General features: G+C 52.3%; 21 protein-coding genes. 2 read left to right on the top strand and 19 right to left on the bottom strand.

Translation table 11 applies throughout. The features are described 5' to 3' along the window. Nucleotides 1-115: 115 nt before the first annotated feature. Nucleotides 116-781 (top strand): 6-phosphogluconate phosphatase, encoded by a 666-nt coding sequence (gene yieH, locus K2184_RS03870; RefSeq protein WP_004107237.1) that lies wholly within the window; start codon nucleotides 116-118, stop codon nucleotides 779-781. Between the two features lie 55 nt (nucleotides 782-836). Here yieH and K2184_RS03865 read toward each other — a convergent pair whose 3' ends face one another. The 10 genes from K2184_RS03865 to glmU all read right to left on the bottom strand — a co-directional run bounded on the left by K2184_RS03865 (nucleotide 837) and on the right by glmU (nucleotide 13,318). After that, nucleotides 837-1,559: a glucosamine-6-phosphate deaminase gene (locus K2184_RS03865; RefSeq protein WP_004107241.1), complete on the bottom strand. Its 723-nt coding sequence runs from the start codon at nucleotides 1,557-1,559 to the stop codon at nucleotides 837-839. A 54-nt stretch (nucleotides 1,560-1,613) separates the two neighbouring features. Next, nucleotides 1,614-2,780 carry an alpha/beta hydrolase-fold protein gene (locus K2184_RS03860; protein ID WP_163524711.1) on the bottom strand — a complete coding sequence of 389 codons (1,167 nt, stop codon included), beginning with the start codon at nucleotides 2,778-2,780 and terminating at the stop codon, nucleotides 1,614-1,616. 40 nt (nucleotides 2,781-2,820) lie between these two features. Then, complete coding sequence (locus tag K2184_RS03855) at nucleotides 2,821-4,467, bottom strand: carbohydrate porin (RefSeq protein ID WP_163524709.1); 1,647 nt, start codon at nucleotides 4,465-4,467, stop codon at nucleotides 2,821-2,823. A 475-nt stretch (nucleotides 4,468-4,942) separates the two neighbouring features. Then, on the bottom strand, nucleotides 4,943-5,668 hold the full coding sequence (phoU, locus tag K2184_RS03850; protein WP_004107251.1) for a phosphate signaling complex protein PhoU: 726 nt from the start codon (nucleotides 5,666-5,668) through the stop codon (nucleotides 4,943-4,945). A gap of 49 nt (nucleotides 5,669-5,717) precedes the next feature. Beyond that, nucleotides 5,718-6,491: a phosphate ABC transporter ATP-binding protein PstB gene (gene pstB, locus K2184_RS03845; protein ID WP_004107254.1), complete on the bottom strand. Its 774-nt coding sequence runs from the start codon at nucleotides 6,489-6,491 to the stop codon at nucleotides 5,718-5,720. A gap of 47 nt (nucleotides 6,492-6,538) precedes the next feature. Further along, entirely contained in the window at nucleotides 6,539-7,429 is an 891-nt protein-coding gene (gene pstA / locus K2184_RS03840) for a phosphate ABC transporter permease PstA (RefSeq protein WP_004107257.1), read from the bottom strand. After that, nucleotides 7,429-8,388 (bottom strand): phosphate ABC transporter permease PstC, encoded by a 960-nt coding sequence (gene pstC, locus K2184_RS03835; protein ID WP_163524708.1) that lies wholly within the window; start codon nucleotides 8,386-8,388, stop codon nucleotides 7,429-7,431. Before pstC ends, pstA begins: the two co-directional genes overlap by 1 nt. Before the next feature lie 191 nt (nucleotides 8,389-8,579). Further along, a complete protein-coding gene (gene pstS / locus K2184_RS03830) occupies nucleotides 8,580-9,620 on the bottom strand; it encodes a phosphate ABC transporter substrate-binding protein PstS (RefSeq protein WP_004107263.1) in 1,041 nt (346 codons plus the stop codon). 316 nt (nucleotides 9,621-9,936) lie between these two features. Next, the gene (gene glmS / locus K2184_RS03825; protein WP_004107265.1) at nucleotides 9,937-11,766 is read right to left on the bottom strand and encodes a glutamine--fructose-6-phosphate transaminase (isomerizing); all 1,830 of its coding nucleotides are present in this window, start codon (nucleotides 11,764-11,766) and stop codon (nucleotides 9,937-9,939) included. A gap of 181 nt (nucleotides 11,767-11,947) precedes the next feature. After that, nucleotides 11,948-13,318, bottom strand: coding sequence for a bifunctional UDP-N-acetylglucosamine diphosphorylase/glucosamine-1-phosphate N-acetyltransferase GlmU (glmU, locus tag K2184_RS03820; RefSeq protein ID WP_004107268.1), 1,371 nt, complete (start codon nucleotides 13,316-13,318; stop codon nucleotides 11,948-11,950). A 345-nt stretch (nucleotides 13,319-13,663) separates the two neighbouring features. Here glmU and K2184_RS03815 point away from each other — a divergent pair, with 345 nt between their 5' ends. Next, complete coding sequence (locus tag K2184_RS03815) at nucleotides 13,664-15,835, top strand: right-handed parallel beta-helix repeat-containing protein (RefSeq protein WP_004107271.1); 2,172 nt, start codon at nucleotides 13,664-13,666, stop codon at nucleotides 15,833-15,835. Between the two features lie 414 nt (nucleotides 15,836-16,249). Here the strand turns inward: K2184_RS03815 and K2184_RS03810 are convergent, their stop codons facing one another. The 9 genes from K2184_RS03810 to atpI are packed head-to-tail and all read right to left on the bottom strand — an operon-like array spanning nucleotide 16,250 to nucleotide 23,134. Then, nucleotides 16,250-16,669 carry a F0F1 ATP synthase subunit epsilon gene (locus K2184_RS03810; RefSeq protein ID WP_004107274.1) on the bottom strand — a complete coding sequence of 140 codons (420 nt, stop codon included), beginning with the start codon at nucleotides 16,667-16,669 and terminating at the stop codon, nucleotides 16,250-16,252. Nucleotides 16,670-16,689: 20 nt separating this feature from the next. Next, nucleotides 16,690-18,072 (bottom strand): F0F1 ATP synthase subunit beta, encoded by a 1,383-nt coding sequence (atpD, locus tag K2184_RS03805; RefSeq protein ID WP_004107276.1) that lies wholly within the window; start codon nucleotides 18,070-18,072, stop codon nucleotides 16,690-16,692. 26 nt (nucleotides 18,073-18,098) lie between these two features. Continuing rightward, entirely contained in the window at nucleotides 18,099-18,962 is an 864-nt protein-coding gene (atpG, locus tag K2184_RS03800; RefSeq protein ID WP_004107278.1) for a F0F1 ATP synthase subunit gamma, read from the bottom strand. A gap of 50 nt (nucleotides 18,963-19,012) precedes the next feature. Next, nucleotides 19,013-20,554 (bottom strand): F0F1 ATP synthase subunit alpha, encoded by a 1,542-nt coding sequence (gene atpA, locus K2184_RS03795; RefSeq protein ID WP_004107281.1) that lies wholly within the window; start codon nucleotides 20,552-20,554, stop codon nucleotides 19,013-19,015. 12 nt (nucleotides 20,555-20,566) lie between these two features. Then, nucleotides 20,567-21,100, bottom strand: coding sequence for a F0F1 ATP synthase subunit delta (gene atpH, locus K2184_RS03790; protein WP_064370647.1), 534 nt, complete (start codon nucleotides 21,098-21,100; stop codon nucleotides 20,567-20,569). 14 nt (nucleotides 21,101-21,114) lie between these two features. Continuing rightward, nucleotides 21,115-21,585, bottom strand: coding sequence for a F0F1 ATP synthase subunit B (atpF, locus tag K2184_RS03785; protein ID WP_004107293.1), 471 nt, complete (start codon nucleotides 21,583-21,585; stop codon nucleotides 21,115-21,117). 56 nt (nucleotides 21,586-21,641) lie between these two features. Next, entirely contained in the window at nucleotides 21,642-21,881 is a 240-nt protein-coding gene (gene atpE, locus K2184_RS03780) for a F0F1 ATP synthase subunit C (protein WP_000429386.1), read from the bottom strand. A 48-nt stretch (nucleotides 21,882-21,929) separates the two neighbouring features. After that, the gene (gene atpB, locus K2184_RS03775; RefSeq protein WP_004107295.1) at nucleotides 21,930-22,745 is read right to left on the bottom strand and encodes a F0F1 ATP synthase subunit A; all 816 of its coding nucleotides are present in this window, start codon (nucleotides 22,743-22,745) and stop codon (nucleotides 21,930-21,932) included. A gap of 8 nt (nucleotides 22,746-22,753) precedes the next feature. Continuing rightward, nucleotides 22,754-23,134, bottom strand: a complete 381-nt coding sequence (gene atpI / locus K2184_RS03770; RefSeq protein ID WP_004107297.1) for a F0F1 ATP synthase subunit I — start codon at nucleotides 23,132-23,134, stop codon at nucleotides 22,754-22,756. Between the last annotated feature and the right edge of the window lie 350 nt (nucleotides 23,135-23,484).

Below are 23,484 nucleotides of genomic sequence, written 5' to 3'. Positions count from 1 at the left end.
GCGACAATAAGGGCGGTTGTGAGATACTTTTTTTCATCGATTTTGCTTATACGGCAACGATTGCGTCTCACAAATCAGCAAGACGAAAACGTTAACTTATTAAAATGGAAACGACATGACCCAACCAGAAGCAGTATTTTTCGACTGTGACGGCACGCTGGTCGACAGCGAGGTGATCTGCTCCCGCGCCTACGTTCACATGTTCAGGGAATTCGGCATTACGCTGGATTTAGAGGAGATTTTTAAGCGCTTCAAGGGCGTAAAGCTGTACGAGATTATCGACACCATTAACGCGGAGTACGGCGTTAATCTGGATAAGGCGACCCTTGAGCCGGTGTACCGCGATGAAGTCGCCCGCCTGTTTGATAGCGAACTGGAAGTCATCTCTGGCGCCCAGGCGCTACTGGACGCGGTCAGCGTGCCGATGTGCGTGGTCTCCAACGGTCCGGTGAGCAAAATGCAGCACTCTCTGGGTAAAACCGGAATGCTGCACCATTTTCCCGAGCGTCTTTACAGCGGCTATGATATTCAGCGCTGGAAGCCCGATCCGGCCCTGATGCTGCATGCCGCAAAAGCGATGAACGTTAACGTCGAAAACTGCATTCTGGTTGATGATTCCAGCGCAGGCGCGCAGTCAGGGATTGCCGCCGGAATGGAGGTGTTCTACTTCTGCGCCGATCCGCATAATAAGCCGATCGACCATCCGAAGGTGACGACCTTTACCCGCCTGGAAGAGCTACCTGAACTATGGCAAGCGCGCGGCTGGAATATAACGCGATAAACCCGGAGCGTAGCGCTATCAGGACGCGTCCCGCCTGCGCTACGCTGAAAGTGGATTACGGTTGTCTCAATTCCGCAGCCGCCGCTTTATCAGCCACTATCACCAGGGATGGATGCAGTTTCAGCACTGATGCCGGAACCCGCTCGCTGACTTCGCCTTCAATCACCTCTTGTAGCGCCCGCGCCTTTGCGGCGCCGCTGACGATAAGCAGCAGGTTTTTCGCCGCCATAACGCTTTTCGGCCCCATCGTGACGTAGCTATCCGGCACCGCAGAGAAGTCGCCGCCCATTTCGCCGTGAGCGACAAGGCCCACCATATCTCCGACGATAGGGACTTCCACCGTCGCATCGTGGAAGCGCGTGGTATTCGGCAAGTTACCGCAAAAATGGCCGTCGGCGCCGAGGCCCATCACCATCAGATCGAGGCCCCCTTCTTCCTGTAACCTCTGGTCGTGATGCATAAAATTTTCATGGCTGAGCTTGTGAATGTTCTCTTCCGGGATCTGAGCGGGAGTGAAAAACAGATTGCGCAAATTGGAAATGGTCACGCCTTCACGATCCTGTCCACGAAATGGGATCTCGTCAAAGTTGTAATAATGGACTTGAGAATAGAACGGTTTACCTTTAATCGCGGCCGTCAGATATTCATACATTTTTTTCGGCGTACTGCCTGCCGTCACCGCCAGATTCACCCTGCGCGGCGCGGTGATATAGCCCAGAACGTGATGGCTGGCGACCAGGCTCATCTCCGCATAATCTTCCGTCACGATTAATTTCATATTGTCTCCCTCAAGGTATTGAAGATAAGGAGCCAGCAAACTGGCCCCTTAATTTTATTTGAACAACTTCTGAACGAACTCGGCGTAGGCCGGGCGCCAGACGTCCATTTCATGGTTGAGGCCCGGATACTCATGGTAATCAAAGTTGATTTTCTGCTTCTCCAGCTCCGCTTTCAGGCCGGCGATATCTTTACCGGTGACCACGTCTTTCTCACCCACGACGACGGTAAAGTTACGCAGCTGCTTGTTGATCGCCTGCGGCTGGTTTAGCTGTGCTTCAACGCCGGCATCCGGTACCGTCGTTGTCGTTACGCCGCTGAAGGTTGCCAGCCAGCCGAAGCTCTCCAGATGGTTCATTACGGAGACCAGCGCCTGATAACCGCCCTGCGACAGCCCGGCAAGCGCCCGGCCATCCGCGTCTTTACGCACGTTAAAGCGCTCATCAATCAGCGGAATAATATCGTTCATCAGCTCTTTATCAGCCGCTTTCGCATTCAGCGGATAGAAGGTTTTACGCCGCTCCTGCGGCGGGAAGTTTTCCGCAACCGCTTCAGGAATATCGGTTTCGGTATCCGGCACCACCACCAGCATGGGCTTGATTTTGCCTTCCGCCAGCAGGTTATCCATGATTTGCGGGATACGTCCCTGATCGATAGCCGACAGGCCGCTGTCGCCAAAACCGTGATAGAAGTAGAGCACCGGCAGCGGCTCGCCGCTACCGGTATAGCCTGGCGGCGTCCACACGTAGGCGCGACGCTCAGAATTCAGGGCCTTTGAGTGATAGGTCAGGGTTCGTAGCTCGCCGTGAGCCACCGCGCGATCGTCAAGAATGCTGCCGGGAACCAGAATCAGGCTGGTATTCACCTGTCGCTGCGGTTTTTGATAGCGGCTACCGGTGTCGACAGAACGGAATCCGTCGACATCGAAATAATATTCGTAAAGGTTCGGGGTCATCGCTTCGCTTTTCCATGTCCAGATCCCCTGCTCGTCTTTGGTCATATCATGGGAGACGAAGGTATCCGGCGTTGCCCCCGTTACCACGGATACCCGTTTTGCATCCGGGGCAAACAGGCGGAAGGTAATGCTCTTATCGCCGTTAACCTGGGTAATATACTGGCTGACCGGGATCGCCGCGCTCGGGGTGGCCGGGAATGGCGCGGCATGAGTGGTAAACGCAGCGCCTGCCAGCGCCAGAGCGAAGTAAATAGCATGTCGTTTCATCGATATTCCTCTTGAGAATTTGTCCTGACCGGAACCAGCCTTACCACCAGATTTCAGCCTGGGCGCCTACGGCAAACTGGTCGTTCTTACCGTCTTCAAAAATGCTGCGAGTATTGCTGTTGGCTGCCTTATCCAGGTCGATATCCTGCGCTTTAATATAAGTCGCATAGAAACGAATTTCCGGGCGGGAGGTCAGCATACTGGTATTCACTTTAAAGGTATGGAACAGGGTGGTTTTGTAGCCGGATTCGTTATATTTCTTGCCGGTGATATCTTTGTTCTGCTGCTTGAAATAGCCCAGCTCAACGCCGGTCTGGTTATATTTATCCCAAATCCAGGCCGGGCGCACGACGGCGCGAATAGACTCAAAATCAGAGTGCGCGCCGGTCTCGTAGCTGTAGACATCATTACCAAAAGAGTAAACGATGGCGTTCGCCAGAATGATGTCATCACTCAAATAGGTTTCTCCCTGAGAGGTCAAACGAACGGCGGTGCCGTTGGTGTGATCGCCATAGTATCTGCCGTTAAAGGTGGTATACGGGCTGGATCCCGCGTAGCGCGAGAAGCTGCTGGCGATGGAGTTATTTGCCAGCAGGAAGGAAAATTCGTTAAATCCGCCGTTATCAAACTTCTGCGTTAACGACGTTCCCGCCATCCAGGTATCTTTCCATTCATAATATCCATTATTACCTTCATTATATTTCTCAGATGAGCTCTGATTGGCCGCGACATAACGACCGCTGACCATCAGTGATGCTTTATCCCAAAGAGGGATCTCTTTATAACGAATATCAATAGTATTGGTGTTAATTTGCTGGCTTTTGGTCAACGTGCGGTTGTAGTCATCGACGTCCTCGCGCACCAGCGCGATATCAAATTTACCCGCGCCCACTTTCCAGTTTTCAAGACCAATGCCTGCTGCGGCATCGGTTCTCTGCGTTTTCCAGTCCAGCATCTGGATTTCAATTTTCGGCGCGCCGTGCTTACCCACCCAGAAATCCGCCTCCGGTGCGAATGGTAGGAAACCTTTGGTATTTACGTACATATCAGAGAACTGCATATAGTTCTCGCCGCCAGCGTTATCGCCAAACCAGCCGGAGGAATACTGCTGCCCGACGTTACCGTCAAGCATCACGATGGCATCAACCCGCTTATTGTCTTCCTGATAGACCCGCTGCTTAAGCTGTAAATCAAACCAGCCAGAGTATTCATTACCGAAGCGACCGAGCGAGCCAATCGCCCAGGACTTTGGTGAACCATGAGATGCGGTCCCCCAGCCGGAACGGTAATAGCCGTTATAGCTGAAGCCAATTTCATCCTTCACAAACTTGCTGAAATCCTTCATTGTCATCGAGCTATAAATGGACTCGCCATTCGCCGCGGGCTGTTCGTTTTTCACCAGAACCGCGGCTGGTTTTTCTGCGCCGCCGGCCGGTGCGGGAGCGCTGGCAACCTGCGTAGAAGCACGTTGTGTGTTGGTACCGGACTGCGTATTGGCGATCCAGATTTGATTTCTGGCTTTCTCTTCATCTTTATATTTTTTAAGTTCGGACTGCGTATCTTTAAGCGCCTTTTCCAGAAGCTCAAGGCGCTGTTCGACCGTTAGCGATTCCGCCAGAGCATGCGTCGGATAAGCAAGCGGCGCCATAATAAGTATGGCAGATGTAATCAGATTTTTTTTAAACATAAGTTCCCTTTATATAAAAATGAGTGCAATTGAATATCGCGAAAAAATAACACCCTGCGTGAAGGCATGGTGTATTCTCAGACATCCTTGCATCGCATAAAAAAACCTGAAGAAAACTCCCTGTATAAAACAGAGGCGATTTTCTTCAGGTTTTGCCCGCACGGCGGTAACAATCCCATTCATTTACTGCGGGTGGATTATTTGGCAAAAAAAAACCTGACATCACCCGGTTAACGGTGATGTCAGGTTTTGCCTGCTTACGCAGTAACAATCCAGCGTATTTATTCGGGCCCTGTAACGACAAGTCACCCGATTAATGAACCACATTGTTACGCTATAAAAATCAAACCACAATTGGCGAAATTATTATTTGTGATGAAAATCGCATCAATTTTTGCGAATAAAAAAATAGCCACTGCATTAATCATAACTAACTCTGATATATCCTTATATCAGAATTAGTCTCTGTGATTCATTACTCTTTAGGATCTTTTCCCGCCAGCAGTTTATCCAGTTCGTCGCCGCCAACGTGACGGAAATCCTGACCTTTAACGAAGTAGAAAATATATTCGCAGATATTCTGGCAGCGGTCGCCAATACGCTCAATCGAGCGGGCGCAGAACAGCGCGGTCAGGACGCTGGGAATAGTGCGCGAATCTTCCATCATATAGGTCATCAGCTGGCGCACGATGCCTTCATATTCCTGGTCGACTTTCTTATCTTCACGATAAATCCGCACCGCTTCATCAAGGTCCATACGGGCAAAAGCATCCAGCACATCGTGCAGCATCTGCACGGTATGGCGCCCCAGCGATTCCAGACTCACCAGCAGCGGCTGGTGCTGCTGGGAGAATTTTTCCAGCGCTGTGCGGCAGATTTTATCCGCAACGTCACCGATACGTTCCAGTTCGGCGATAGTTTTGATAATCGCCATCACCAGGCGCAGGTCGCTGGCGGTCGGCTGACGCTTGGCGATGATGCGTACGCAGGCTTCATCGATCGCCACTTCCATCATATTGACCTGCTTATCGCCGTCGATAACGCGCTTTGCCAGTTCGCTGTCCTGGTTATGCATCGCGGTGATAGCATCAGAAAGCTGCTGCTCCACCAGCCCACCCATGGTCATGACCTGGGTGCGGATGTACTCCAGTTCGGCATTGAACTGGCCGGAAATATGTTTATTAAGATTTAGGTTATCCATGGTATCTCCTGATTGCCCAATAGGTTAGAGCCTGAAAGCAGAAGGGCAATCAACCGTAGCGGCCAGTAATATAATCTTCAGTTTGCTTCTTAGCGGGTTTGGTAAACAGATCGTCCGTGTTGCTGAATTCAATCAGCTCGCCAAGATACATAAACGCCGTATGGTCGGAGCAACGCGCGGCCTGCTGCATGTTGTGGGTCACGATAACGACGGTGTAATCCTGTTTCAGTTCGGTGATCAGCTCTTCAATACGCCCGGTAGAGATCGGGTCCAGCGCCGAACAGGGCTCATCCAGCAGCAGCACTTCCGGACGAATAGCGATACCGCGCGCGATACACAGACGCTGCTGCTGACCGCCGGAGAGAGAATATCCGCTCTGATGCAGTTTATCTTTGGTTTCATTCCATAATGCGGCTTTGGTCAAAGCCCACTGCACTCGCTCGTCCATATCCGCGCGGGAGAGTTTCTCGAACAGACGCACGCCAAAGGCGATATTGTCATAGATAGACATCGGGAACGGCGTCGGCTTCTGGAATACCATGCCGACTTTGGCACGCAGCAGCGCGATATCCTGGGTATTGGTCAGAATATTATCGCCATCCAGCAGAATTTCACCTTCTGCACGCTGCTCCGGGTACAGCTCAAACATTTTGTTGAACGTACGCAGCAGCGTGGATTTACCGCAGCCTGACGGACCGATAAACGCCGTCACCTGGTTTTTTGTGATATCCAGGTTGATGTTTTTCAGGGCATGGAATTTTCCGTAGTAGAAGTTCAGGTTACGAACTGAAAGCTTACCCGGGGTCGTATTCACCATACTCATCTCGTTCTTTTCCTCGTTCGGCGCCGCGTTTCGCCGCGCCGCAAAAATTAACCGTGTTTATTCTTCGCGAAAATAACGCGCGCCAGAATGTTCAGCAGCAATACGCACAGGGTGATAATCAATACCCCGGCCCATGCCAGTTGCTGCCACTCCGCAAAGGGACTCATGGCAAATTTGAAAATCGTTACCGGCAGGTTAGCGATCGGCTGCATCATGTCGGTGCTCCAGAACTGATTGGAGAGCGCGGTGAACAGCAGCGGCGCCGTTTCCCCGGCGATACGGGCAATGGCCAGCAGGATACCGGTCATAATGCCGGAGACCGATGCTTTCAGGGTGATCGCAGAAATCATTCGCCACTTTGGCGTACCGAGCGCATAGGCCGCTTCGCGCAGGCTATCCGGCACCAGCTTCAGCATATTTTCAGTAGTACGAATCACGATAGGCACCTGCAGCAGCGCCAGCGCAATCACGCCCGCCCAGCCGGAAAAGTGCTGCATTTGCGCAACGACGATGGTGTATACAAACAGACCGACCACAATCGACGGCGCGGAAAGCAGGATGTCGTTAATAAAACGAATGACTTCAGCCAGCCAGGATTTACGGCCATATTCCGCCAGATAAATCCCCGCCAGAATGCCCAGAGGGGTACCGATAACCGTCGACCACAGGATCAACAATCCGCTACCTGCCAGGGCGTTCGCCAGACCACCGCCCGCCGTATTAGGCGGCGGCGTCATTTCGGTAAACAGCGCCAGGCTCATGCCGTCGATGCCGCGAGTGACGGTGGACATCAAGATCCAGATAAGCCAGAACAGACCAAACGCCATGGTCGCCATCGATAGCGTCAGGGCGAGGCGGTTTTTCATGCGGCGTTTCGCCTGCATTTTGCGACGGGATTCCGCCAGCTCTGCGGTGGTTTGTAATTCAATCGTCGCCATTAGCGTGCCCCCTCGTTCTTAGCCAGGCGCATGATCATAAACTTTGATGCGGCCAGAACAATAAAGGTGATAACGAACAGAATCAGACCCAGTTCCATCAAGGCTGCAACGTGCAGTCCGGTTTCTGCTTCGGCAAACTCATTCGCCAGCGCGGAGGTGATGCTGTTACCTGGCATATACAGCGAAGCGCTATCGAGCTGGTAGGTGTTGCCGATAATAAAGGTCACCGCCATGGTTTCCCCCAGCGCGCGCCCCAGTCCGAGCATCACCCCGCCAATCACGCCGTTTTTGGTAAAGGGCAGAACGATACGGCAGATAACTTCCCATGTTGTACAACCGATACCGTATGCGGACTCTTTCATCATTACCGGCGTCTGTTCAAAAACGTCACGCATAACGGCAGCGATGTAAGGAATGATCATGATGGCCAGAATGACGCCGGCCGCCAGAATGCCGATACCAAACGCCGGACCTGCAAAGAGCGCGCCAACGAACGGAATGGTCGACAAAACGTTGCCAACCGGCTCCTGAAAGTAAGTCGCAAACAGTGGGGCGAAAATAAAGAGACCCCACATGCCGTAAACGATACTGGGGATGGCGGCCAGCAGTTCAATAGCGATACCCAGCGGGCGCTTCAGCCAGGCGGGTGAAAGTTCCGTCAGGAACAGCGCGATACCGAAGCTCACCGGTACGGCGATCAGCAGCGCGATAAATGAGGTGACCAGCGTCCCGTAAATGGGCACCAGGGCGCCGAAAATCTGGTTTGGCGCATCCCACTCTTTGGTCCACAGAAAGGCAAAGCCAAATTTCTCAATGCTTGGCCAGGACGAGATGATAAGGGAGACGATGATGCCGCCAAGCATCAATAGCACAATCAGCGCCGCCAGTTTTACCAGCACGCTGAAAATTATGTCACCCTTTTTCCCCGGAGGGTTAAATGCCGGCTTGGTTGCAGCCATACGTTACTCTTCAGTTTCGGGCCAGAAAAAATCGTAGTTTACTGATCTTTCTGGCAAAGGTAATGCCATACCCTAAATAATTCGAGCTGCAGGCAGGTAGCCAGCTTGTTCACCCTGGTCACATAGCGTATCTATGCTCCCGGGATGAACAAGCGCTGCCATCGTCCCTGTAACTCGACGTAAGACGGGTATTAGTACAGCGCTTTACCGCTGCTGTCCTTTACGTTGGTCTTCCATGCTGCGCGAACTTGCTCAACCACGCTATCCGGCAGGGTGGCATAATCCAGCGCATTAGCTTCTTTACCGCCGTTCTTATACGCCCAGTCGAAGAACTTCAGCACTTCAGCGGTTTGCTCTGGCTTGTTGGAAGCCTTGTGAACCAGGATGAAGGTGGTAGAAGTGATCGGCCAGGCATTGTCGCCTTTCTGGTTAGTCAGATCCTGTGCAAAGGATTTGCTCCAGTCGATTTCTTTCGCAGCGTTAGCGAAGTTGTCTTCCGTCGGGCTCACCGGCTTGCCATCGGCAGACAGCAGTTTGGTATAAGCGAGGTTGTTCTGTTTCGCGTAGGCATATTCTACGTAGCCGATTGAGCCCGGCAGACGCTGAACGAACGCGGCGATGCCGTCGTTGCCTTTACCGCCCAGCCCGGTCGGCCAGTTAACGGTTGAACCCGCGCCGACTTTAGATTTCCACTCTTCGTTCACCTTCGCCAGGTAGCTGGTGAAAACGAAGGAGGTGCCGGAGCCATCCGCACGGCGAACAACCGCGATGTTCTGAGAAGGCAGTTTCATACCCGGGTTGAGCTTAGCAATCGCTTCGTCATCCCATTTTTTGATTTTGCCCAGGTAGATATCACCCAGCGTTTTACCGTCAAGCACCAGCTCGCCTGATTTCACGCCAGGCAGGTTGATCGCCAGCACCACGCCGCCGATCACGGTCGGGAACTGGAACAGACCTTCCTGAGCCAGTTTGTCGTCAGCCAGAGGGGCATCAGAGGCACCGAAATCTACGGTGTTGGCCGTAATTTGTTTTACGCCGCCAGAGGAGCCGATACCCTGGTAATTGATTTTATTACCCGTTTCCTTGTTATAGGTATCTGCCCATTTGGCATACACCGGCGCGGGGAAAGTTGCGCCAGCGCCAGTCAGGCTTGCTGCTGCAAAAACAGAGAAAGCACTCATCGATAAGGTCGCGGCGACAACTGTTGCGACGGTGGTACGCATAACGTTCATAATGTCTCCTGCTGGATTCGTAAACCATTGTTTCGAAGCTATGGTGAGCAAAATAGGACAAACAGGTGACAGTAAAATGTACGAATTATTACAGTTTTATGACAAGCCAAAAGGCGGGATTTTACGATAAATAAAAACAATACAAATCATATTGTTAATAAAGATAATGAGGAAAATATTGCCGAAAAATTTTATTTTTATGACGGCAAAAAAGCGTCGCAAAAATGACAGTCTGTCATAAAGCGGGTGGGATCTCGCCGTTCGCCGTAAATAAAAAGGGCTGCCGGATGGCAGCCCTTTCACGATGTAAAAACCGTTATTCCACGGTCACCGATTTCGCCAGGTTACGCGGCTGATCGACGTCAGTTCCTTTGATCAGCGCGACGTGATAAGCCAGCAGCTGCAGCGGTACAGTATAGAAGATTGGCGCGATCACCTCTTCAACGTGCGGCATCTCAATGATGTGCATATTATCGCTGCTGGTGAAACCCGCATCGCCGTCAGCAAAGACGTACAGCTGGCCGCCGCGGGCGCGAACCTCTTCAATATTGGATTTCAGCTTTTCCAGCAGTTCGTTGTTCGGCGCGACCACAACCACCGGCATTTCTGCATCAATCAGCGCCAGCGGACCGTGCTTCAGCTCGCCAGCGGCATAGGCTTCCGCGTGAATATAGGAGATCTCTTTCAGCTTCAGCGCCCCTTCAAGGGCAATGGGGTACTGATCGCCACGTCCGAGGAACAGCGCGTGATGTTTATCAGAGAAATTCTCAGCCAGCGCCTCAATGCGCTTGTCCTGCGAGAGCACCTGCTCAATGCGGTTCGGCAACGCCTGCAGGCCATGCACGATATCGTGTTCAATCGCGGCATCCTGGCCCTTAAGACGCGCCAGTTTCGCCACCAGCATCAGCAGAACCGTCAATTGCGTAGTGAAGGCTTTAGTCGAAGCGACGCCGATTTCCGTCCCGGCATTGGTCATCATCGCCAGATCGGACTCCCGCACCAGTGATGAACCTGGCACGTTACAAATCGCCAGCGAGCCCAGATAGCCCAGCTCTTTAGACAGGCGCAGACCTGCGAGGGTGTCCGCCGTTTCGCCGGACTGCGAGAGGGTGATCATCAGGCTGTTGCGACGCACGGCCGATTTACGATAGCGGAACTCAGAAGCGATTTCGACATCACACGGCACACCGGCCAGCGATTCAAACCAGTAACGGGAAACCATTCCTGAGTTGTAGGAGGTACCGCAGGCGATGATCTGAATATGCTCAACCTGAGACAGCAGCTCGTTAGCCTGCGGGCCCAGTTCGCTTAAATCAACTTCACCGTGGCTAATGCGCCCGGAGAGGGTATTTTTGATCGCGTTCGGCTGCTCGTAGATCTCTTTCTGCATATAGTGGCGATAGATACCTTTATCGCCTGCATCATACTGCAGACTGGATTCAATATCCGGGCGCAGCACTTCGGCGCCGGATTTATCAAAGATAGTGACCGAACGACGGGTGACTTCCGCAATATCCCCCTCTTCGAGGAAGATAAAGCGGCGGGTAACCGGCAGGAGCGCCAGCTGATCGGAGGCAATGAAGTTTTCTCCCATCCCCAGGCCAATAACCAGCGGGCTGCCCGAACGAGCGGCCAGCAGCGTACCCGGATCGCGGGAATCCATAATCACGGTACCGTAAGCGCCGCGAAGCTGCGGGATAGTCCGCAGAACAGCATCACGCAGGGTGCCGCCTTGTTCCAGCTCCCAGTGAACCAGATGCGCAATAACTTCGGTGTCAGTCTCGGAGGCGAAAACGTAGCCCCGCGACTGCAACAGCTCGCGCAGCGGCTCATGGTTCTCGATAATTCCGTTATGCACGACCACAATATGGTCAGAAACATGCGGATGCGCGTTGCCTTCAGAGGGTTCGCCGTGCGTCGCCCAGCGGGTATGGGCAATTCCCGTCCCACCGTGCAACGGATGTTCCTCCAACGCCTGGGCCAGCATCTGGACTTTCCCAAGGCGACGAACGCGGTTCATATGACCTTCGTTATCGACGACTGCCAGACCGGCGGAGTCATAACCGCGGTATTCCAGACGACGTAAACCTTCGAGAAGGATTTCAGCAATATCACGCTGCGCGACTGCGCCAACAATTCCACACATAGTTTTTTCATTCCGATTTTGGCTGTATGCCATACGTTGTCGGTCAACCTGTTTACCCGTTTTTCCGGGCGCCCCGAGCCTTGTAGAGAGTGGGGTTATTTTTATGGGCACTGCCGTGGGGGGAGGATTATTTTATCCCCTCACCCCGCTCTTTCCCCCAAAAGGGCGAAAGAGAAAAGCGTTACTTCTTCTTCACGGGGCGCTGCCAGCCCTGTTTATGAACCTGCGGCACGCGGCTTAAAACTAACTCATCGTCGGCAACGTTGCGCGTTACCGTCGTTCCTGCAGCAATGGTGACTCCCTTGCCGATGGTCACGGGAGCGACCAGCTGGCTGTCCGAACCAACAAACACGTCATCGCCGATCACCGTTTTATGTTTATTTGCGCCATCATAGTTACAGGTGATGGTGCCGGCGCCGATATTGACGTTATCGCCAATCTCAGCGTCTCCGAGGTAGGAAAGATGCCCGGCTTTCGTGCCTCTCCCCAGACGCGCCTTTTTAATTTCGACAAAGTTGCCGACGTGCGCGCCTTCCAGGAGCTCCGCGCCAGGGCGCAGCCGTGCGAACGGCCCGATAGTACAGGCTGCCTCAAGATGAGCATCTTCCACTACGGTATAAGGACTGATCTCGCAGTCATCGCCAATGGTACTGTTCTTGATCACGCAGCCGGAGCCGATCTTCACCCGATTGCCCAGTACAACATGCCCCTCGAGAATAACGTTAGTATCTATTTCGACATCGCGCCCGTGTTTCAGCACGCCGCGCAGGTCAAAACGCGCCGGATCGCGAAGCATTACGCCTGCGAGCAGAAGTTCCTCCGCCTTTTCAGACTGCCAGACGCGTTCCAGGCGGGATAGCTGCAGCCGGTTATTCACGCCTTCCACTTCGCTTAGGCGCTGAGGATGGACTGCCGCGATTTCGCGACCTTCGGCATAGGCCATGGCGATAATATCGGTAATGTAATATTCGCCCTGCACGTTGTTATTGGTCAGCTTAGCCAGCCAGCGTTTGAGATCCGCCCCGTTGGCGACCAGAATTCCGGTATTAATTTCCTGAATCCGACGCTGCTCTTCGCTGGCGTCTTTATGCTCAACAATGCCGGTTACCGCACCGTTATGGCGCGTAATGCGACCATAGCCGGTCGGATCGTCCAGCTTCACCGTCAGCAAACCGATGCCGCCCTGCGGTTTCGCTTCTCGCAGGCGCTTTAATGTTTCGACGGAAATCAACGGTACATCGCCGTACAGCATGAGGATATCTTCATCATCTTTGAAGAACGGCGCCGCCTGCTGCATGGCGTGGCCGGTACCCAGCTGTTCAGCCTGTAAGATCCAATTTAGCTTATCTTCGTGCAGCGTCTGGCGAAGGAGATCGCCGCCGTGCCCGTAGACCAGATGGACAGCGGAAGCACCTAATTCTTTAGCCGTATCAATGACATGCTGAACCATTGGCTTGCCGGCCAGCGAATGCAGCACCTTGGGAAGATCGGAATACATGCGGGTACCCTTGCCTGCGGCAAGAATCACCACGCTCATCGGACTGTTTGACATACGCATCCTGACTGCTGTTAGAACGAAAAGTAAAAGCCTTTCACGTTGAAATATCTACATATTTTTCATCATGAAACGAGACGGAGATAAAACGCGCAGGCTTCACGCAATACATCATTTTAGGGGGCTATTTTTAGTCAGCGCAAACCCGTTTCGCGCAAAAAAATCATTTTTATGAGGGGGTGGCCAGGCTATCCCTCTGCTTTTGCTGTTTTTTTGGCGGGTAAATAAAGAAAACCCATAAAATAAAACGCAGTTTTAATATTCATTAATTGTGACGTGATAAATAGAAACACCATTTCATTTTCCTGATAATGCCGATTAATAATTACCCAGGAGAAAAGAATGAATAACAAAATACCTTTGGCATTAACCCTTTGCAGTACGATGATCGCGCTACCGCTGCAGGCCAACGAAGGCCCTCAGTGGCGCGCTATCGCCTTCGGGCAATCCACGGACAGCAATTTTTCCTCGAATGTTCTGCCTGAAAAGATTGGCGTCAATGATGTCACTATCGCCGGTAAAAAACTGACGCCGCAGGACGTCGCCGATCTCAGCCAACCCATTACTATTGAAAGCCGGGGAGGTAAAATTGCCAACTCCCACGACGGACTGACCTTCTTTTATACCCAACTTCCGACCAGTCAGAATTTTATCCTGCAGGCAACGGTGACCGTCAATCAGTTTGGCCCGGAAAATGGCGCTCGCCCGGCAGCACAGGAAGGGGCAGGACTGCTGGTGCGCGATGTAATAGGAGTTCCGCGTCAACAGCCGCTGAAGGTCGGTTATGAAGAGTTCCCGGCGGCGTCCAATATGGTGATGAACGCCATTATGACGCAGGATAAAAAAGATCACTCGCATATTAAGCTGCAGGCTATCAGCCGGGAAGGGATAACCCAACCGTGGGGCAATGCGGGGGCATCAATAAAGCGTCAGAGTTATAAAGAAAAAATCGATATACAGCAAACGCCGACGTTCCAGCTCAGGCTGGAACGCACCAACGACGGGTTTATTACTTCCTGGGCAGCGACGGGCAGTGAAAAATGGGTAAGCCAGCAGGTTCCTCACGCCGATCTGATTGCTCAACAGGATAAAGAACATTACTACGTCGGTTTTTTTGCTTCTCGTAACGCTAAAATCACCGTCAGCAACGCCTCGCTCACCACGTCAGCGGCAAATACTGTTCCCTCTGCGCCGTACATCGCTAAAAGCTGGCCGCCGGTCATGCAAATTGCCTCGGGAACAAAAAGCCAGGACAAAAAGTACATCCTACAGGCGCGTACCAATAGTGACGGGCGCATCACCGTTCGCCAGGATGAAGTGGTGATCGGGCAGGATAAAGCCGTGAAAGCCGGTGAGATGTTTACCCAGCCTGCCGTTCTGAAAGATAAAAGCACGTTCGAAGTTACCTTTACGCCGACCACCAGCGCAAAAACGCTGACCCAGACGCTGACGGTGGAACAGAGTGCCAATATCACAGGCAATACGCTCTATGCTGCACCTGAGGGGCAAGCGCAGGCCAAAGGCACGGCAGAGTCGCCGTTGGATTTAGCCTCCGCCGTCGAGCTCGTACCCGCTGGCGGGGAAATTATATTAGCCGCCGGAGACTACCCGCAAACCGTCATCCCTCTGAGCGCCAGCGGCCTGAAAGACAAAACCAAGACCCTGAAAGCCGCCGGTAAAGCGGTAATACACGGGCTACTGCTGGATGCCAGCTACTGGCATATCGTTGGAGTAGATATTACGGATAAGAGCCTGCGCATACAGGGTAGCCATAACCTGATTGAGAACGTCACCGCTTATCGTAACGATGATACCGGCATTCAAATTTCCTCACCGGCGGATGTAGGACGCCCGCTGTGGGCCAGCTATAACCGGGTGGTGAATTCAGAATCCTTTAGCAACGAAGATCCAGGAAAAATAAACGCCGATGGCTTCGCTGTAAAAATGCGCGTAGGAGAGGGGAACCGGCTGGAAGGCTGTTACTCGCACGATAACATCGACGACGGTTTCGATCTGTTTAATAAGATTGAGGACGGTGCAAACGGCGTTGTGGTGATCGAGAACTCTATTGCCCGCAATAATACCAGCAACGGTTTTAAGCTCGGCGGGGAAGGGCAGCCGGTTGCTCATGAGGTACGTAACAGCATCGCCATCGGGAACCATCTCGACGGTTTCACCGACAACTTCAATCCCGGCAAGCTGGTAGTGGTCAACAACGTCGCGGTGGATAACCAGCGCTTTAACTACCTGTTCCGCCCAAGCCCATACGGCGCGCCGGAAACCCAGGGCACGTTCAGCGAGAACCTTTCCTTACGTAGCCAGCCGGGGAAATATGACGATGCCGTTGTCGGGAATATCGACGATAGCAACTACTTTATCCACGGTGGTAAAAGCATCAACGCTCAAGGAAAAAGCATTAACAGCGCCGATTACCAGACTCTGGCGCTGCCTGACCCGCTAATACGTGAGGCTGACGGCAGCTTCAATACCGGTAACTTCCTCAGCCGTAATTAACCCCGCTATACGTGAAAAACATAAAGGTCGCCCTGGGGCGACCTTTTCACTTTCTGTCTGTTTCACACCGCATGTGTTGTCGTTTTAGTTAGCGGTACAGCGCAAAAACAGCCTGGAAAGTTGACTTCTTAGTGGTTGAACGTACCGAAGGTTACGTTCATAGCACTGAAGAAAGCGACGATTTTATTAAGCAGTTTCATGATCTCTTCCTGGATAGTGATTACGTTTTATGATGCATTTTTTGTGACTTACATCACAAAAAAAGTCTACGCTGCATTCTCCAAACGATCAACAAAAATGAGATGTTCATCACAAATTTTTTAAACCATCTTTTTAGTTTTGTTATTTCTGAAACGAAGCCATAAAAAAAGCCAGCCTGGAAACCAGACTGGCTTTTTAACTTTCAAGCCGGTGTTACATCGCTTTTTTGGTCAACTCGATAACGCGCAGTTTAGCGATCGCTTTGGCCAGTTCCGCGGACGCCTGAGCGTAATCCACGTCACCATGAGAGCTCTTAATGTGCTCTTCAGCCTTACGTTTCGCTTCCAGGGCTCGCGCTTCGTCGAGATCCTGGCCACGAATTGCCGTATCAGCCAGAACGGTCGTGCTACCCGGCTGCACTTCAAGAATGCCGCCTGACAGGTAGATAAATTCTTCGTGACCGTGCTGCTTAACGATGCGAATCATACCAGGCTTAATGGCGGTGAGCAGCGGCGCGTGCCCCGGGTAAATACCCAGTTCACCTTCGCTACCCGTTACCTGGATTTTCTCGACCAGACCAGAGAACATTTGTTTCTCTGCGCTGACGACGTCCAGGTGGTAAGTCATTGCCATATCACCCTCCGATTAAGGCGTTAAAGTTTTTTGGCTTTTTCCACGGCTTCGTCGATAGAACCGACCATGTAGAACGCCTGCTCCGGCAGGTGATCGTATTCGCCTTCCATGATGCCTTTAAAGCCACGGATGGTGTCTTTCAGGGAGACGTATTTGCCCGGAGAACCGGTAAATACTTCTGCCACGAAGAACGGCTGGGACAGGAAGCGCTGAATCTTACGTGCGCGAGCTACCACCAGTTTATCTTCTTCAGACAGTTCATCCATACCCAGGATGGCGATAATGTCTTTCAGTTCCTGATAACGCTGCAGGATGGACTGAACACCACGAGCGGTGTCGTAGTGCTCCTGACCAACAACCAGCGGATCCAGCTGACGGCTGGTGGAGTCCAGCGGGTCAACTGCCGGGTAAATACCCAGAGAAGCGATCTGACGGCTCAGTACCACGGTTGCGTCAAGGTGCGCAAAGGTGGTGGCTGGAGACGGGTCAGTCAAGTCATCCGCAGGTACGTATACCGCCTGTACGGAAGTGATAGAACCCGTTTTGGTGGAGGTGATACGTTCCTGCAGAACGCCCATCTCTTCCGCCAGAGTCGGCTGGTAACCTACCGCTGAAGGCATACGACCCAGCAGTGCGGATACTTCAGTACCGGCCAGGGTGTAACGATAGATGTTATCGACGAACAGCAGAACGTCACGACCTTCGTCACGGAACTTCTCAGCCATGGTCAGGCCGGTCAGCGCAACGCGCAGACGGTTTCCCGGCGGCTCGTTCATCTGGCCATACACCAGGGATACTTTATCGATAACGTTGGAGTCGGTCATTTCGTGGTAGAAGTCGTTACCCTCACGAGTACGTTCACCTACGCCCGCAAACACGGAGTAACCGGAGTGCTCGATCGCGATGTTACGGATCAGCTCCATCATGTTTACGGTTTTACCTACACCCGCACCACCGAACAGACCAACTTTACCGCCCTTCGCAAACGGACACATCAGGTCGATAACTTTGATGCCGGTTTCCAGCAGTTCCTGAGAGTTTGACAACTCTTCGTAGGAAGGCGCTGCGCGGTGAATCGCCCAACGCTCTTCTTCGCCGATGTCGCCTTTCATGTCTACCGGTTGGCCCAGTACGTTCATGATACGACCAAGCGTTGCTTTACCTACCGGGACTTCGATCGGATGCTCGAGGTCTTTGACTTCCAGACCGCGACGCAGACCGTCGGAAGAACCCATGGCGATGGTACGAACAATACCGCCGCCGAGCTGCTGCTGAACTTCCAGCACCAGATTCTCACTACCATTTTGTACCTCAAGAGCCTCGTACACGCGCGGTACGGCATCCTGAGGGAATTCGACGTCGACCACGGCGCCGATTACCTGGACAATTTTTCCAGTAGCCATCTTGAATCCTCTACGAATTAACCTGGTTATACCGCGGATGCTCCACCGACGATCTCGGTGAGTTCCTGAGTAATGCTGGCCTGACGAGCTTTGTTGTATACCAACTGCAGCTCTTTAATCAGGCTGCCGCCATTGTCGGTCGCGGCTTTCATCGCCACCATACGTGCGGCCTGCTCGCTGGCCAGGTTTTCTACCACGCCCTGATAAACCTGAGATTCCACATAACGACGCAGCAGGGTATCCAGCAGCGCTTTCGGATCGGGTTCATACAGGTAATCCCAGGATTTACGCTTCAACTCACCATCTTCTGAAGCCGGTAACGGCAGCAGCTGAGTAATGGTTGGAACCTGAGACATGGTGTTAATAAATTTGTTGCTGACAATATACAGCTTGTCCAGACGGCCTTCATCGTAGGCCTGCAACATCACTTTTACCGGACCGATCAGTTCGGACAGGGATGGGTTATCCCCCATACCCGTCACCTGGGCGACAACATTACCGCTAACGGAATTAAAGAAAGACACGCCCTTCGAGCCGATCATTGCGAGTTCGCACTGAACGCCTTTATCGGACCATGCTTTCATTTCCGCCAGCAGCTTTTTGAACAGGTTAATGTTCAAGCCACCACACAGACCACGGTCGGTAGACACCACCAGGTAGCCCACGCGTTTAACGTCGCGTTCTTCCAGGTAAGGGTGCTTATATTCCAGATTACCGTTCGCAAGGTGACCGATCACTTTGCGCATCGTATCTGCATAAGGACGGCTGGCTGCCATGCGCTCCTGCGATTTACGCATTTTGGAAGCGGCGACCATTTCCATCGCTTTAGTGATCTTTTGCGTGTTCTGGACGCTTGCGATCTTACTACGTATCTCTTTTGCGCCGGCCATGAGCTTCTCCTCAATGCCTTGCGGCCTGCCCTAAAGCAAGCCGCCAGACTTTACCAGGATTGGGTTGCTTTGAAGGAATCGAGGATGCCTTTCAGCTTGCCTTCGATTTCGTCGTTATAGCCACCGGACTGGTTGATCTCTTGCATCAACGGAGCGTGATCACGGTCGACGTAAGCCAGCAGAGCAGCTTCAAAGCTACCGATTTTCGCCAGCTCTACATCCGCCAGATAACCACGTTCTGCCGCGAACAGAACCAGAGACTGCTGCGCAACGGACATCGGCGCATACTGTTTCTGTTTCAGCAGTTCAGTTACTTTCTGACCGTGGTCCAGCTGCTTACGGGTTGCATCGTCAAGGTCAGAAGCAAACTGCGAGAACGCCGCCAGTTCGCGATACTGTGCCAGCGCGGTACGAATACCACCGGACAGTTTCTTCATGATCTTGGTCTGAGCTGCACCACCAACACGGGATACGGAGATACCCGGGTTAACCGCAGGACGAATACCGGAGTTGAACAGGTTGGTTTCCAGGAAGATCTGACCATCGGTAATAGAAATTACGTTGGTCGGAACGAACGCAGAAACGTCACCCGCCTGGGTTTCGATAATCGGCAGAGCGGTCAGAGAACCGGTTTTACCTTTCACTTCACCTTTGGTGAAAGCTTCAACGTATTCGACGTTAACACGTGCAGCACGCTCCAGCAGACGAGAGTGGAGGTAGAATACGTCGCCCGGGAATGCTTCACGTCCAGGCGGACGGCGGAGCAGCAGGGAAATCTGACGGTAAGCAACGGCCTGTTTAGACAGGTCATCATAAATGATCAGCGCATCTTCACCGCGGTCGCGGAAGTATTCCCCCATTGCGCAACCGGCATACGGAGCCAGGTATTGCAGCGCGGCGGATTCAGATGCGGTTGCTACCACAACGATGGTGTTAGACAGCGCGCCGTGTTCTTCCAGTTTACGCACCACGTTAGAAATGGTGGACGCTTTCTGGCCGATTGCCACGTAGACGCACTTGATGCCGGAATCACGCTGGTTGATGATGGCGTCGATTGCCAGAGCGGTTTTACCGGTCTGACGGTCGCCGATGATCAGTTCACGCTGACCACGACCGATTGGGATCATGGCATCAACGGATTTATAACCGGTCTGCACCGGCTGATCGACGGACTGACGTTCGATTACGCCCGGAGCGATAGCTTCAACGGCAGAGAAGCCGTCGTGCTCCAGCGGGCCTTTACCATCAATCGGTGCACCCAGGGTGTTAACCACACGTCCCAGCAGGCCGCGGCCAACCGGAACTTCAAGGATACGGCCAGTACATTTAACCTTCATGCCTTCGGCGAGGTCAGCATACGGACCCATCACAACCGCACCAACGGAGTCGCGCTCCAGGTTCAGTGCGATAGCGTAACGGTTACCCGGCAGAGCGATCATCTCACCCTGCATACAATCGGCCAGGCCGTGAATGCGGATAACACCGTCACTTACAGAAACGATAGTACCTTCGTTATGAGCCTCGCTCACAACATTGAACTGAGCAATGCGCTGCTTGATCAGTTCGCTGATTTCGGTGGAATTCAGTTGCATGCTCCAGTCCCCTTAAGACTGCAAGACGTCTGCAAGGCGTTCAAGACGGCCGCGTACGCTGCCATCAATGACCATATCACCCGCACGGATGATAACGCCTGCCATTACAGACTTATCGATTTTGCAATTCAGCTTAACTTTGCGTGACAGACGTTTTTCCATCGCGCTGGTGATTTTCGCAAGCTGTTCTTCGCTCATCTGAGCGGCAGAAATAACTTCTACCTCTGCGGTTGCCTCACTGGCAGCGCGCAGGTGAATGAACTGCTCAAGAACATCAGGGAGCGCATTCAGACGACCATTTTCAGCCATTACCCGAATCAGGTTTTGACCGTTTTCGTCCAGTTGCTCACCACAAACCGCGATAAACGCATCAGAGAGCGTTTCCGGCGCCAGCGCGCCAGAGAGTAGCTCTGCCATTTGTTCGTTTTTAGTCACTTCAGCGGCAAACGCCAGCATATCCTGCCAGCGCTCTACGCTTTGGTGTTCGACGGCAAAGTCAAAAGCTGCTTTGGCGTAGGGGCGAGCTACCGTTATAAATTCAGACATCAGCCCCTCCCTCCTTACAGTTCAGCGACAAGTTTATCCACGATGTCGCTGTTAGCAGCTTCATCCACGGAACGTTCGATGATCTTCTCGGCGCCAGCAACAGCCAGGATAGCGACCTGCTTACGCAGCTCCTCGCGAGCACGTTTACGTTCGGCATCGATTTCAGCCTGCGCCTGTGCGACGATTTTAGTGCGTTCCTGTTCTGCTTCAGCTTTGGCTTCGTCCAGAATCTGAGAGCGACGCTTGTTCGCCTGCTCGATGATTACCTGGGCTTCCGCTTTCGCTTTTTTCAGCTGGTCGGTCGCGTTGGCCTGTGCAAGGTCCAAATCTTTCTTAGCGCGTTCTGCAGAAGCTAAACCGTCAGAAATTTCTTTCTGGCGCTTTTCGATGGCAGCCATTAACGGCGGCCATACATACTTCATGCAGAACCATACGAAGATAACAAACGCGATGGCCTGGCCGAGGATTGTTGCGTTCATGTTCACAGCACAATACCTCTTAAAAAATAACTCTGTGGCTTAGGTTTCTTTCGAACAACTTACTACGCGACGGCGAACATCACGTACAGACCCAGACCTACAGCGATCATCGGGATAGCATCCACCAGACCCATAACGATAAAGAACTGAGTACGCAGCAGAGGAATCAGATCCGGTTGACGCGCTGCGCCTTCCAGGAATTTACCCCCGAGGATGCCGATACCGATCGCAGCACCGATTGCCGCCAGACCCATCATCACAGCGGCAGCCATGTACAGCAGATCCATATTCAGGTTTTCCATGACAGTCTCCAGTTTGTTTCAGTTAAAACGTAGTATGTTGGTAAAAAATCAATGCTCTTCAGATGCCATCGACAGATAGACGATCGTCAGAACCATGAAGATGAAGGCTTGCAGCGTAATAATCAGGATGTGGAAAATGGCCCACGGCACATTCAGAACCCACTGTGACCACCACGGCAACAGACCAGCAATCAGAATGAAAATCAGCTCACCGGCATACATGTTGCCGAACAGTCGCAGACCCAGAGATACAGGTTTAGACAGCAGGCTTACCCCTTCAAGGATTAAGTTGACAGGAATGAACGCCCAGTGATTGAACGGCTGCAGGGTCAGTTCTTTAACGAACCCGCCCACGCCTTTCATTTTGATGCTGTAGAAAAGAATCAGGATAAACACGCCAAGCGCCATCGACAGGGTGATGTTGACGTCCGCAGACGGAACCACGCGCAGTGCTGGCAGGCCGAAAATGTGTTCACCGATGTATGGCAACAGGTCGATAGGCAGCAGGTCCATCAGGTTCATCAGGAATACCCAAACGAACACGGTGAGGGCCAGCGGAGCGATAACCTTGCTCTTGCCGTGGTACATGTCTTTAACGCTGCCATGGACGAAGCCGATGATCATCTCGATAAAGGTCTGGAATTTTCCCGGTACGCCGCTGGTCGCCTTTTTGGCTACGCTACGGAACATAAGCAGGAACAACAGACCAAGCACCACCGAGAAGAACATGGAGTCAATGTTGAGCGTCCAGAAGGTGGCCGGGGGGTTATGCGGATCCACCAGCGAGAAAGTACGCAGGTCCAGCTGAAGGTTATTCAGATGGTGTCCTATGTATTCCTGCGGCGTCATATTTTCTGAAGCCATGATGCCTTTTACCCTTTGTTGTTAATTACAGCTGGCGCCAGAACTTGTACCACCAGCACCAAAACCCACGTCACTATCAGCGGCAAAAACACCACTTTGAAAACCGCCAGCGCCACCGCCAGAAGGGCGAAGGTCAACAACACCTTGAAAGCTTCGCCGAGAGCGAAGGTCCAGGCCACTCGGCCTTTAGCAGGTGTATGCGCCTGATGACGCCAGGCAAAAATCATAAAAATCATATTTGGCAAAAGAACCGCCAAACCTCCGCTAACGGCGGAGATGCCCCAGAAAGGGTCTTTGAGGCTGAACAGCAGTCCACTTGCTATTACCGCCAGTAACTGAATAAACAGAAGCTTACGAGCAACGTTTCGACTCAAGAGCGACACTGACATCACGTATTTACTCCTGCTCCCTTCGAGGTATGTCGCGTGTCGTATAAAACGTCCTTTAAGACGAAGAGTCAAGCATCAAAAAGCGGACAAATTATACGGTGACGCCCCGTGATTTCAAACAATAAGTAGCAAAATAGTGAATAAATGTTTAATTATTTTCCGACTGACAACTTTTCATGCATTTCACCAATCTGTGAGCCGTCATGCAAAACTGCAAATACCGCGAAAACACGGCTATTAAAGCGTGCATCAGATCACATAATAAACATTTTTCGTGAAATCGAATTAATTCTGTACATAAAACTCAATTTTTTATCCAATTGATATTCAACATAAAAAGTGGGTATTCT

It is taken from the genome of Klebsiella sp. K5-306, assembly GCF_051835185.1.
Taxonomy (GTDB): Bacteria; Pseudomonadota; Gammaproteobacteria; order Enterobacterales; family Enterobacteriaceae; genus Klebsiella; species Klebsiella oxytoca.
This window is presented reverse-complemented; position numbering and strand designations above follow the sequence as displayed.